The 12228-nt window shown below is 63.5% G+C and carries 14 protein-coding genes; 7 read left to right on the top strand and 7 right to left on the bottom strand.

Translation table 11 applies throughout. The features are described 5' to 3' along the window. The first annotated feature begins 210 nt into the window (after nt 1-210). The 7 genes from KUV86_RS18325 to KUV86_RS18295 all read left to right on the top strand — a co-directional run bounded on the left by KUV86_RS18325 (nt 211) and on the right by KUV86_RS18295 (nt 2440). The gene (locus KUV86_RS18325) at nt 211-351 is read left to right on the top strand and encodes a hypothetical protein (protein WP_222486075.1); all 141 of its coding nucleotides are present in this window, start codon (nt 211-213) and stop codon (nt 349-351) included. Beyond that, nucleotides 311-484, top strand: coding sequence for an SH3 domain-containing protein (locus KUV86_RS18320; protein ID WP_222486074.1), 174 nt, complete (start codon nt 311-313; stop codon nt 482-484). The genes KUV86_RS18325 and KUV86_RS18320 overlap by 41 nt, the downstream gene beginning before the upstream one ends. 54 nt (nt 485-538) lie before the next feature. Next, on the top strand, nt 539-688 hold the full coding sequence (locus tag KUV86_RS20165) for a hypothetical protein (protein WP_222486073.1): 150 nt from the start codon (nt 539-541) through the stop codon (nt 686-688). After that, nucleotides 685-1137: a hypothetical protein gene (locus KUV86_RS18310; RefSeq protein WP_222486071.1), complete on the top strand. Its 453-nt coding sequence runs from the start codon at nt 685-687 to the stop codon at nt 1135-1137. Before KUV86_RS20165 ends, KUV86_RS18310 begins: the two co-directional genes overlap by 4 nt. Nucleotides 1138-1249: 112 nt before the next feature. Next, on the top strand, nt 1250-1591 hold the full coding sequence (locus KUV86_RS18305) for a hypothetical protein (RefSeq protein WP_222486069.1): 342 nt from the start codon (nt 1250-1252) through the stop codon (nt 1589-1591). 4 nt (nt 1592-1595) lie between these two features. After that, nucleotides 1596-2114, top strand: coding sequence for a GNAT family N-acetyltransferase (locus tag KUV86_RS18300; RefSeq protein ID WP_222486067.1), 519 nt, complete (start codon nt 1596-1598; stop codon nt 2112-2114). After that, a complete protein-coding gene (locus KUV86_RS18295; protein WP_206944746.1) occupies nt 2111-2440 on the top strand; it encodes an antibiotic biosynthesis monooxygenase family protein in 330 nt (109 codons plus the stop codon). Before KUV86_RS18300 ends, KUV86_RS18295 begins: the two co-directional genes overlap by 4 nt. A 113-nt stretch (nt 2441-2553) precedes the next feature. On the opposite strand, the gene glp is transcribed toward KUV86_RS18295, so the two are convergent. From glp to KUV86_RS18260, 7 genes are all read right to left on the bottom strand, one after another. Beyond that, nucleotides 2554-3816 (bottom strand): gephyrin-like molybdotransferase Glp, encoded by a 1263-nt coding sequence (gene glp, locus KUV86_RS18290; RefSeq protein WP_222486066.1) that lies wholly within the window; start codon nt 3814-3816, stop codon nt 2554-2556. A 1-nt stretch (nt 3817) separates the two neighbouring features. After that, nucleotides 3818-4399, bottom strand: coding sequence for a molybdenum cofactor biosynthesis protein B (gene moaB, locus KUV86_RS18285; protein WP_222486064.1), 582 nt, complete (start codon nt 4397-4399; stop codon nt 3818-3820). Between the two features lie 126 nt (nt 4400-4525). Continuing rightward, nucleotides 4526-5341 carry a peptidylprolyl isomerase gene (locus KUV86_RS18280; RefSeq protein WP_206944739.1) on the bottom strand — a complete coding sequence of 272 codons (816 nt, stop codon included), beginning with the start codon at nt 5339-5341 and terminating at the stop codon, nt 4526-4528. An 11-nt stretch (nt 5342-5352) separates the two neighbouring features. Further along, complete coding sequence (gene narI / locus KUV86_RS18275; protein WP_222486062.1) at nt 5353-6030, bottom strand: respiratory nitrate reductase subunit gamma; 678 nt, start codon at nt 6028-6030, stop codon at nt 5353-5355. After that, complete coding sequence (narJ, locus tag KUV86_RS18270) at nt 6027-6797, bottom strand: nitrate reductase molybdenum cofactor assembly chaperone (RefSeq protein WP_222486060.1); 771 nt, start codon at nt 6795-6797, stop codon at nt 6027-6029. The genes narI and narJ overlap by 4 nt, the downstream gene beginning before the upstream one ends. Further along, nucleotides 6790-8346, bottom strand: a complete 1557-nt coding sequence (narH, locus tag KUV86_RS18265; RefSeq protein ID WP_206944733.1) for a nitrate reductase subunit beta — start codon at nt 8344-8346, stop codon at nt 6790-6792. Before narH ends, narJ begins: the two co-directional genes overlap by 8 nt. Then, complete coding sequence (locus tag KUV86_RS18260; protein WP_222486058.1) at nt 8343-12110, bottom strand: nitrate reductase subunit alpha; 3768 nt, start codon at nt 12108-12110, stop codon at nt 8343-8345. The genes narH and KUV86_RS18260 overlap by 4 nt, the downstream gene beginning before the upstream one ends. Between the last annotated feature and the right edge of the window lie 118 nt (nt 12111-12228).

The raw sequence follows: 12228 nt of genomic DNA, 5'->3' as shown, positions 1-12228 counted from the left end.
GTCCTCGGCGCTGGTGTTTGCTTTAGCACGGTGACGATGCTGCCGTTTTCGGCACTGGCACGGTGGGGCGTTTACTGCTGAGCGCGGGTAAGCTGAGGGCGTTGGCCCCTTGGCGATCATCGCCTGCCGATCATCGCCAGTCATGCGTCTCGAGACAGCCGTGGCAAAGGAGCTGAGGCGCTGAGCAGGAAAGGTGGAAAGGAGCTGAGGTTGAGAGAAGAGAGAATAGAGAAGAGAGAAGAGAGAAGAGAGAAGAGAGAAGAGAGAAGAGAGAAGAGAGAAGAGAGAAGAGAGAAGAAGAGGAGGGAAGATGACGATGAAGGTGGTCGCGAGCCGGGCCCACATCTCTGAATACCCGGATCCCATTACCTTCAAGAGCGGCGATGAGGTGCTGCTGGGTGACGAGGATACGGAGTATCCGGGCTGGGTGAGAACCACCACCCGGAACGGCCAGGTCGGTTGGGCGCCTCTTGCCTATCTGTAGGCGACAGACGACCCGCAAAGGGGGATCGCCACACGGGACTATGACGCCACGGAATTGAACACCCAGGTGGGTGAGCGCCTGCACGTGCTGGATCAGCTGATGGGATGGGGCCGTGTCGAGAATGCGTTGGGGCAGGTGGGATGGGTTCCTCTGAGCACGGTGGAGGCCTTGATGGGTACGGATGAGGGAGATTCAGGGAGATGACGCCCGTGGTGCAGGAAGAAGTCTCCGGATGCGGTATCGCCGCCTGCGCCGCCCTTGCCGGTATCGGCTACGAACAGGCGAAGGTTAAGGCGAACGCGCTGGGGATCTTCGCCGAGGATTCCGCGCTGTGGTCCGGCACGGATCATGTCCGGCGCCTGCTGAGGGCATTGGGTGTTGAAGCAGCAGCCGGGGAAGCGGCGTTCAGTGGTTGGGACGAGCTTCCTGACAGGGCCCTGCTGGCGATCAAGTGGCGCCTGGAGAGAGGCACGCCATTCTGGCATTGGGTGGTGTTTCACCGGCGGGACGGGAGTGCTGTCGTGCTGGACTCAAAGAAGTCGCTGAAAAACAACGTCCGCAGAGACTTTGGGCGAATAAAGCCAAAGTGGTACATCGAGCTATTAGGCTGTTTCCCAACGCTATCGAACGATGGCGTCGGTACACGATGCTGATGAGCCATGGTGTGATGGCTGGGTGAGTCATAGTAGTGCGAGGGTCAGCGCTATGGGGTAAAGCTCTGCGAGGTAAACCTCTGCAAGCTAAAGTACCGCGAGGTGACGTCATGTGAAACGGTTTCTCGTTGTTGTTGTGCTGGTTGTCGGGCTTGTCAGTGTGTTTTTTGGCATCGAAAAGAGTATCCACTCGACGACAACGCTGCGTCTTTTCGAGCTCGTCACGCCCTATAAAACACAGACGATCCTCTATCGGCATGTCGATAATCCGGACGTCGTGATCGAATTGCAGATGAAAGACATTGGGGCGAGGGGTTACTTGAGGCGCACCGTAAGAGTGGCGCCAGGTCTGCTCTGGGACAGCGTCGAGGAAGTCGATCTGCAGAGCATCGATAGCAATGAATGGCGTCGCGTCGATGAGTACGTCAATGAGCATGGCTTGAAGGGAGGTTAGCCATATGGACGTTGTCGTCAGGCGGGCAGAGCCCGATGATGCTGAAGGCCTCAAGAGCCTCTATGAACGAGCCCCTGTCTTTGCCGACACCTTGCAACTGCCATTTCCCAGCACCCGTCTGTGGAAGGAACGCCTGGCGTCGTTCGATGATCACTTCCACTTCCTTGCGGCGACCCTCAACGATGAGCTTGTCGGTAGCCTGGGGCTCGAGCAGTGTCGTTCTCCGCGAAGACGTCATGTGGCGACCTTCGGCATGGGGGTGAGAGATGATGTCCAGGGACAGGGGGTGGGCCGCGCGCTGATGGCCAGCATGCTGGATCTATGCGACAACTGGCTGGCAGTGACACGCATCGAGCTCACGGTCTACGTCGACAATGCGCGAGCGGTTGCCCCGTACCAAAGATTCGGCTTTGACATCGAGGGCGAGTCGCGACATTTTGCCTTCAGAAACGGGACCTACGTCAGCGCCTACTCCATGGCCCGAGTGAACGATCAGACAGCCCAAGGAGACCTTCCCCGGTGAGCCCTTTTGCCGCTACCCCCACGCCTCCCTACTACGCGGTCATCTTCACGTCCCTACGCACTGCCGGCGATCACGGCTACGCCGACATGGCGGACAAGATGGTCGAGCTGGCCGCGCAGCAGCCGGGTTTTCTTGGCATCGAATCGGCCCGTGAGGACGGCGAAAATGGCCTCGGCATCACCGTATCCTACTGGGCCGACCTGGCGTCCATCCGCGCCTGGAAGGCCCAGCTCGATCATCGTCAAGCTCAGGCCATGGGGCGCGAGCGCTGGTATGCCAGCTACAAGGTCCGAGTCTCCCGGGTAGAGCGGGAATATGGTTTGTGACACCGATAGGTGCAGGCGCCGACGCAGGCGCTATCACGTTGTCGGGTGCTGATAGAGAGAGGCCACGGTCCATACTCGGCCCCTCTGTTGGCGGCGTCGCTGCGGTGTCAGCATCAACGGGCGAACTGACTTAGGGGCAGGTAGTCCAGGCGTTGACCGGGCACCACCTGAAGGCCTGGTGGTACCACCAGATAGCCGTCGGCGTGGGCGGCACATTTCAGCATATTGGAGCCTTGGGCGCCGGCGATGCGTGCCACCGGGGCCACATCGCTGTGGTCGAGATATACCCTCAGTAATTGGTGGCGTGCTGGATTGGCGCGGAAGGTAAACCCTGCATGGACGGGAAAGCGGGCGAGGGGCGCCAGGTTGCGCCCTTGCAGCCGCTGCAATAGCGGAAGCCCGAGCAGGTGCCATGACACCAGCGCTGCGGTGGGGTTGCCGGGCAGTCCCAGCAATGGGGTGCCGCTAGCCTGGGATTCGCCGATGTAGCCCAGGGTGAAGGGCTTGCCCGGCTTCATCGCCACGCCACTGAGGCTGATGCCGCCAAGTTGCTCCAGGCAGGGCCTGACATGGTCTTCCTCACCCACGGATACGCCACCGGAGCAGACGATCAGGTCTGCCTGGCGGGAGGCATAGCGCAGGGCGTTCTCGAGGTCCTGACGGGTGTCTTCGATGTTACCAAGATCTACCAGTTCGACATGCTGGTCCTGGGCGAGGGCATGCAGCATCTCGGCATTGGAGTTATAGATCTGCCCGGGCGACAGCGCCTGCCCCGGGTTGACCAGCTCGGTACCGGTGCTGATGATCGCCACACGCAGGCGCGGACGGCAGGGCACATCGGTCAAGCCCTGCGCGGCCAGCAAGGCCAGGCGAATGGCGTCCAGACGCTCACCGGCGTCCAGCAGTAGTGCGCCCTCGCGTAGCTCTTCGCCGCGACGGCGAATGTGCTGGCCTTGGCGCAGGTCCTTGGGAAAGTAGATCTGCCCCTTGTCGTCCAGTCGCACGTGTTCCTGGGGGACCACCACGTCGGCGCCATGGGGAATGGGAGCCCCGGTGAAAATCCGAGCGCAGCCGCCGAAGGGCAATGGTTCAGGCATGCTTCCAGCGGGCACTCGCAGCAGTACCGGTAGCCCCACATGGTCCTTGAGGTCGGCCAGGCGCAGCGCGTAACCGTCCATGGCGCTGTTATCGACGTTGGGTACGTCCATGCGGGCATGCAGGGACGTCGCCAGCACACGGCCTCGCGCGTGATGGCTGCGCACGCATTCTGTTCCCGTCACCGGGGTGGCCAGCGCAATGACCTGATCCCGGGCCTGCCACAGGTCGATGAGTGGGCGCGATTCCCTGGGAGTGTCGCAGCTGCAGGTGTCGCTCATATCAGACCTCCTCCAGACGGTGGTCCATCGCCTGCGAGGACTGGCGGCTGGCGCAGCGCTGCGGGTCGTTGACGACCATGGCCACAAAGTTGCAGGGACGCGTGCGCGCATCGAGCTGGGCCGCCAGTATCTCATCCCAGGCCATGGCGCAGGCCTTGGGGGAACCGGGCATGGCGAAGACCAGGGTACGGTCGATGATGCCGCCGATGGCACGGGACTGTATCGTCGAGGTGCCAATACTCTCGAACGAGCGCTGGCGGAACAGCTCGCCGTAGCCTTCGACGACCTTATCGAACAGCACCGTCAGTGCCTCCGGGGTATTGTCCCGTGCGGTAAAGCCGGTGCCGCCGTTGACCAGCACCACCTGAACATCTTCGCGCAGGACCCAGGCGCTGACCTGGGCGCGGATGCGGTAGATGTCGTCGGGGACCAGCGCCCGCGCGGTAAGGCGATGGCCGTGGTTGGCAAGACGTTCAGCCAGCAAGTCGCCGCTGCCGTCCTCCGCCAGGCCCCGACTATCCGAGACGGTAAGCAGGGCAACATCCAGAGGGATGAAGACGGCGCTCGTTGACGTATGTGACATGCAAGGCCTCCGTGTAGCAAGAAAAGGGTGCGGGTGAGTGTCAGTCGCAGAGCTCGGCGCCAGCCACGGTGATGCTGTCGAGGTTGCGCTGGCGCACGGCTTGGGCCCGGACTCTGTGCATCGAGTTCAGCGCATCAGCGGTCCGTCGGCGTCCTCGTCGGCGAGGGTGAAGCCTTCCACGCCAATCTCGCTTTCCAGGGCCAGCAGGTAGTGGCGCAGGGCCACTCGAGTGGCCTGCTCGGTCAGTTCATGCTGAACGCTTTCCTTCACCTCGGCGTAGGGCAGTGGCTGACGATCGAGGCGGGCATCGACCCACACCACATGCCAGCCATAGCGTGAGGGCAGCGCGCGGTCATGCAGTCCCTCCGGCAAGGTGTCCAGGGCGCGATCCAACTCGCTGACGGTTTGACCCCGCGCCACCCAGCCGAGGCTGCCGCCTTGGTCCTTGGACGGGCATTGAGAATGCCGCTGGGCCAGTTCGGTGAAGCGCTCAGGGCGCTGGCGAAGGGTCTTGATCAGGGTTTCCGCCTGGGCCAGCTGGGCGTCCCTGGCCGCTACGTCATCCGGGGCGGCCGCCAGCAGGATGTGCCTGACCTTGTAGCGAGCGGGCTCGCAGAAGCGCTCAGGATGAGCGGCGTGGTAGCGCAGGCAGGCGTCGTCATCGGGTGCCGGAATCTGCAATTCCTGCTCCAGCATGACGGCAATGGCGCGCTCGTCGGGTTCATGCAGGGTGCCCGTCTCGATCCCCAGAATCTCGGCGCGCTGTCGAAGCAGGGCCTGGATGACCAGGGCGCGGGCCGCCGCCTTGGCGGCGGCCTCGCGATCCGATGACGGATGAAACTGCATTTCCCCGGCAATATCTGCCTCATCGATGACGGCGCCGCCAACGCGGATGCTCAGGCGAGGTGTGGCCGGCAAGGTTTCCAAGGGAATGGTTTTCATCATCAGGGTCCTCAGGCGCGTCGCCGCACGATTTGATAGCGGCGGCCCAGATAGCCAAGCGGGGCGCTCCAGGCGTGCACCAGACGGGTGAACGGGAAGATCAGCACGATGGTCAGTCCCACCAGGATGTGCAGGTGGTAGATGAAGCCAATGCCTTCGAGATGGGAGGCGGCACCCCCCTGGAAGAACACGATGGCCTGGGCCCACTCAGCCAGCTTGATCATCACTCCACCGTCCAGGTGGTGCATGGCGGCAGGGATGGTCAACAGGCCCAGGGTGACCTGGACCACCAGCAGCACGATGATCAGGTTGTCCATGACGCTGGAGGATGCCTTGACCCGGGGATCGGTGAAGCGGCGGTGAAGCAGCATGGCGCCACCGATCAGGCAGGCGATACCGGCAAGGCCCCCCACCAGGATGGCAAACACCTGCTTGGTGCCAGCGCTGATGAAGGGCGCGTAGACCCAGTGTGGTGTCAGCAGGCCGACCAGGTGGCCGAAGAAGATCACCAGGATGCCAACGTGGAACAGCGGGCTGGCCAGGCGCATGCGCTTGGACGATAGCATCTGGCTGGAACCGGTCTTCCAGGTGTACTGACCGTGGTCGAAGCGCAGCAGGCTGCCGATGAGAAAGACGCTGCCCGCCAGGTAAGGGTAGAGGCCGAACAGCAGGGTATGCAGGTAGTTCATGACAGACCTCCAGTGGGTCGAGAGGGCATGGCATCGGGAAGGCGAATGGTGTCGGGCTGGACGCTGCCACGACGTTCGGCAAGACGCCTGCCTTCCGCCGAGGTCAGTGCACAGTCCTGATCCGATTCGGCCGAGAAGCGCACGGCTTCTTCTTCCCACACGGCGTCCAGGGCAGCAGGGGTGTTGTCGGGTGACTCCTGTTCGACCGCCTCGCGGTGGGTGTCCACCTGATCCTCGGCGCCGATCATCGCAAGCAGCGTGCGCGTGATGAGCGCCTGATCGCACTGCTTGCTCTCCAGGCGGGCCGTGAGCAGCGCCAGGATATGGCTGACATCGCCGATCCAGCTGGCGATGTCGTCGGCACTGCGGGTAGACAGGAATTCCAGCAGCAGCGGCAGGTGGTCGGGTAGCTCGCGGCTGTCCAGGGCAAAGCCCGCCGCCTCGTACTCGCTGAGCAGGTCGACCATGGCCTGGCCGCGGTCTCGGGACTCGCCATGGACATGTTCGAACAGCAACAGCGAGGTAGCGCGGCCGCGGTCGAACTGGGCGACATAGGCCGCCTGGACGTCCAGCAGGCGGGCATCACGCAGGCGATCGCACCAGTCAAGCAAGGCCTGCCGGGGGGCTCCCCCCGGCAGTGGCATGGCGGCAATGGCGGCCTTGACCTCATCGATAGCCGCGATCAGCTCTCGGTCGGGATAGTCGAGCAGCCGGGCCAGGGCACGCAGGCCCTGGGCGAGTGGCCCTTGAGTGGCGGCATCAGTCATGCTCGACCTCCGGATGAGCGGGATCGTACTGCTCAACGTCGACCAGGGTGGTGGTCTGCTTGCGTCCGCCGAACAGACTGACATCGTCGCTTCCGCCCTGGCAGCCATTGCCGAAGGTGAAGCCGCAGCCGCCACGCTCCGGGAAGGCCTCGCGGGCCAGTTCGCGATGGCTGGTCGGGATGACAAAGCGGTCCTCGTAGTTGGCGATGGCCAGGTAGCGATACATCTCCTCGACCTGGGCCACGCTCAGCTCGACTTCGTCCAGTACGTCGAGGCGAGCCTCGCCATCCACGTGCTTGCCACGCATGTATTCGCGCATCGCCATCATCCGCTTGAGCGCTCGCAGCACAGGGGCTTCGTCACCGGCGGTCAGCATGTTGGCCAGGTATTTCACCGGGATGCGCAGGGACTCGACCTTGGGCAGCACGCCATCGCTCTCCACGTGACCGGCATCCACCGCCGACTGGATGGGAGAGAGCGGCGGCACATACCAGACCATCGGCAGGGTGCGGTATTCCGGGTGCAGCGGCAGGGCCAGCTGCCAGTCCATGGCCAGCTTGTAGACAGGGGACTCCTGGGCGGCCTTGATCACGTTGTCGTCGATGCCGTCACGCTTGGCCTGGGCGATGACCTCGGGATCGTGGGGATCGAGGAAGATCTCGCACTGGCGCTGGTAGAGGTCGCGGTCGTCCTTGGAGGCGGCGACGTCTTCGATACGATCGGCGTCGTAGAGCAGCACGCCGAGGTAGCGAATGCGACCGACACAGGTCTCGGAGCACACCGTCGGCTGGCCGGACTCGATACGCGGGTAGCAGAAGATGCACTTCTCGGACTTGCCGGTCTTCCAGTTGTAGTAGATCTTCTTGTACGGACAGCCGGACACGCACATCCGCCAGCCGCGGCACTTGTCCTGGTCAATCAGGACGATGCCGTCCTCCTCGCGCTTGTAGATGGCACCGCTGGGGCAGCTGGCCACACAGGCAGGGTTCAGGCAGTGCTCGCACAGGCGCGGCAGGTACATCATGAAGGTGTTTTCGAACTGACCGTAGATGTCCGCCTGGATCTGATCGAAGTTGACGTCCTTGCGCCGCTTGGCGAACTCAGTGCCAAGAATTTCTTCCCAGTTCGGGCCCCACTCGATCTTTTCCATGCGCTGGCCGGAGACCAGCGAGCGCGGACGGGCCACCGGCTGGTGGCGCCCCCGCTTGGCCTGGTGCAGGTGCTGGTAGTCGAAGGTGAACGGCTCGTAGTAGTCGTCGATCTCCGGCAGGTCCGGGTTGGCAAAGATGTTCGCCAGCACCCGCCATTTGCCGCCGATACGCGGCTCGATGGTGCCGTCCTCGCGCCGTAGCCAACCGCCTTTCCAGCGGGCCTGGTTTTCCCATTCCTTGGGGTAGCCGATGCCCGGCTTGGTCTCGACGTTGTTGAACCAGGCGTACTCCACGCCTTCACGGCTGGTCCACACGTTCTTGCAGGTCACCGAGCAGGTGTGACAGCCGATGCACTTGTCGAGGTTGAGCACCATGCCCACTTGTGAACGGATCTTCATTTCACTGCCTCCTGAACGCTGTCCTGTCCTTCCCCGTCCAACCAGTTGACGTGCTTCATCTTGCGCACCATGACGAACTCATCGCGGTTGGAGCCGACGGTGCCGTAGTAGTTGAAGCCGTAGGCCAGCTGGGCGTATCCGCCGATCATATGGGTCGGCTTGGGACATACCCGAGTCACCGAGTTGTGGATGCCGCCGCGGGTGCCGGTGACTTCGGAGCCGGGCACGTTCACGATGCGCTCCTGGGCGTGGTACATCATCGCCATGCCGTTCTTGACCCGCTGGCTGACGACGGCACGGGCGGCAATGGCGCCGTTGGCGTTGTACAGCTCGATCCAGTCGTTGTCCTCGACGCCGATGGCGCGGGCGTCATCCTCGGATAGCCAGACGATGGGGCCGCCCCGGGACAGGGTCAGCATCAACAGGTTGTCGGAGTAAGTGGAGTGGATGCCCCACTTCTGGTGCGGGGTGATCCAGTTCAACGCGATTTCCGGGTTGCCGTTGGGACGCGGCATCGCCATGGCCTTGGTGGCCTTGGTGTCGATGGGCGGACGATAGACCAGCAGGCTTTCGCCGAAGTCGCGCATCCAGGCGTGGTCCTGATAGAACTGCTGACGTCCGCTCACGGTACGCCAGGGGATCAGCTCGTGGACGTTGGTGTAGCCCGCGTTATAGGACACGTGCTCGTCTTCCAGGCCTGACCAGGTTGGGCTGGAGATGATCTTGCGCGGCTGCGCCACCACATCTCGGAAGCGGATCTTTTCCTCTTCCTTGGGAATCGCCAGATGGGTATGGTCCCGTCCGGTAATTTTCGAAAGCGCGTCCCAGGCCTTGACCGCAACCTGGCCGTTGGTCTCTGGTGCCAGTGACAGGATCACCTCGGCGGCGTCGATGGCGGTCTCGATGCGCGGCTGCCCCTTGGCCGGGCCGTCCAGCTTGACGTGATTGAGGCCGCGCAGCAGTTCGACCTCCTTCTCGGTATTCCAGCTGATGCCCTTGCCACCGTTACCGATGCTTTCGAGCAGCGGCCCCACCGAGGTGAAGCGCTCATAGGTCTCGGGGTAGTTGCGCTTGACCTCGACCAGGCTCGGCATGGTCTTGCCGGGCACCGGCTCGCACTCGCCGCGCTTCCAGTCGAGCACCTCGGGCTGGGCCAGCTCGCCTGGGCTGTCGTGCTGCAGCGGCAGGGTGACCAGGTCGGTTTCCTCGCCCAGGTGGCCGGGGCAGACCTCGGAGAACTTCTTGGCGATGCCCTTGTAGATATCCCAGTCGCTACGCGCCTCCCAGGCCGGATCGGTGGCGGCGGTCAGCGGGTGGATGAAGGGATGCATGTCCGAGGTGTTGAGGTCGTCCTTCTCGTACCAGGTCGCGGTGGGCAGCACCACGTCGGAGTACAGACAGGTGGTGGACATACGGAAGTCGAGGGTGGTGAACAGGTCCACCTTGCCTTCCGGGGCTTCCTTGTGCCACGTGACTTCCTTGGGCATGGCGCCACCGGACTCACCCAGGTCCTTGCCCTGCAAGCCGTGACGGGTGCCCAGCAGGTACTTGAGCATGTACTCGTGGCCCTTGCCGGAGCTGCCCAGCAGGTTGGAGCGCCACACGAACATGTTGCGCGGGAAGTTCTGGGGGTTGTCCGGGTCTTCTGCGGCAAAGTTGAGCCGTCCCGCCTTCAGCTCGTTGACCGTGTAGGCGGCGGTGGACATGCCGGCCTCAAGCGCGGGGCCCGCCAGTCGCAGCGGGTTGATACCGAGCTGAGGGGCGGAGGGCAGCCAGCCCATGCGCTCGGCGCGCACGTTGAAGTCGATCAGGCTGCCGTCGTACTTGCTGGGGTCGGCCAGCGGTGACAGCAGCTCCTTGACTTCGAGCTTCTCGTAGCGCCACTGGCTCGAGTGGTTGTAGAAGAACGAGGTGCCGTTCATCTGGCGCGGCGGACGCTGCCAGTCCAGGCCAAAGGCCAGCGGCAGCCAGCCGGTCTGGGGCCGCAGCTTTTCCTGCCCCACGTAGTGGGACCAGCCACCGCCGGACTGACCGATGCAGCCACACAGCACCAGCATGTTGATCAGGCCACGGTAGTTCATGTCCATGTGGTACCAGTGGTTCATCCCGGCACCGACGATGATCATGGAGCGACCCTGGGTCTTGTCGGCATTGCTGGCGAACTCGCGGGCGATGCGAATGCACTGGCTGGCCGGCACACCGGTGATCTTTTCCTGCCACGCCGGGGTATAGGGACGCAGCTGGTCCAGTGCGGTGGCGCCGTCATCCTCGCCATCGCCGCCGAGGCCACGGTCGATACCGTAGTTGGCGCACATCAGGTCGAACACGGTGACGGCCAGCACTTCCTTGCCGTCTGCCAGGGCCAGCTTCTTGGCCGGCAGGCAGTGGTGCAGCACCTCGTTGCCTTCGACGTGGTCGAAGTGCTCGTGGGCGATACCGCCGAAGTAGGGGAAGGCCACCTTGGCGACGCTGTCATGGGCATCGGCCAGGGACAGGCGCAGGTCGACCTCCTGGCCGTCGGCGTCGAGTGACTCAAGGCTCCACTTGCCTTTTTCCTCGCCGCCATTTTCCCCCCAGCGGAAGCCGATGGAGCCACGGGGCACGACGAGCTGATCGCGCTTCTCGTCCCAGGCGACGGTCTTCCACTCGGGATTGTTGTCCTGGCCAAGCGAAGCATCAAAGTCGGCGGCACGCAGCTGCTTGCCGGGCGCGTAGCTGCCGTCTTCCCGGGGCTCCAGCGCCACCAGGAAGGGCATGTCGGTGTAGCGCTTGACGTAGTCGGTGAAGTAAGCGCTGGGGGAGTCGAGGTGGAACTCCTTGAGGATGACGTGGCCCATGGCCATGGCCAGGGCGGCGTCGGTGCCTTGCTTGGCTGACAGCCACTCGTCGGTGAGCTTCGACACCTCGGCGTAGTCCGGGGTGATGGACACGGTCTTGGTGCCCTTGTAGCGCACCTCGGTAAAGAAGTGAGCGTCCGGCGTGCGGGTCTGGGGCACGTTGGAGCCCCAGGCGATGATATAGCCAGAGTTGTACCAGTCAGCGGACTCCGGCACGTCGGTCTGCTCGCCCCAGGTCTGGGGGGAGGCCGGCGGCAGGTCGCAGTACCAGTCATAGAAGGACAGGCAGGCTCCGCCGATCAGCGACAGGTAGCGGGCCCCGGCGGCGTAGGAGACCATCGACATGGCGGGAATCGGTGAAAAACCGATGATGCGGTCGGGACCGTAGGTCTTGGCGGTATAGACGTTGGCCGCGGCGATCAGGGTCTGGGCCTCGTCCCAGTCGGCGCGAACGAAGCCGCCCATGCCACGGGCACGCTTGTACTGGTTGGCCAGCACCGGATCTTCGACGATGGAGGCCCAGGCCTCCACCGGGTCTTCGTGCTTGTCCAGCGCCCGACGCCACAGGCTGACCAGCTCCTGACGGATCAGCGGGTACTTGAGGCGGTTGGCACTGTACAGATACCAGGAGTAGCTGGCGCCACGCGGGCAGCCACGTGGCTCGTGATTGGGCAGGTCGGCGCGGGTGCGGGGGTAGTCGGTCTGCTGGGTTTCCCAGGTCACCAGGCCGTTCTTGACGTAGATCTTCCAGCTGCATGAGCCGGTGCAATTCACCCCGTGGGTGGAGCGCACGATCTTGTCGTGCTGCCAGCGAGCGCGATAGCCATCTTCCCAGTCGCGGGTCTCTTCCCTCGTTTCGCCATGTCCATTGGCGAACTGGGGAGGACGCTTGGTCAGGTATCTCAGCCGATCGAGAAAGTGACTCATGGGGGGTCTCCTCAAAGGCCCCCTTGCGGGGGCCATGCTAGGCGGTCCTTGTGGACTCGAATGTCACGGTCTGGTGGAGTCTTGAAGCTCAGAGCTAGCTCTCAACGTCAGCACTGAA

Origin of the sequence: Halomonas sp. DP8Y7-3 (assembly GCF_019801675.1) — a bacterium.
Lineage (GTDB): Bacteria > Pseudomonadota > Gammaproteobacteria > Pseudomonadales > Halomonadaceae > Halomonas > Halomonas litopenaei_A.
The sequence above is the reverse complement of the archived record's forward strand: the minus strand, read 5'-3'. Positions and strand labels throughout refer to the sequence as shown.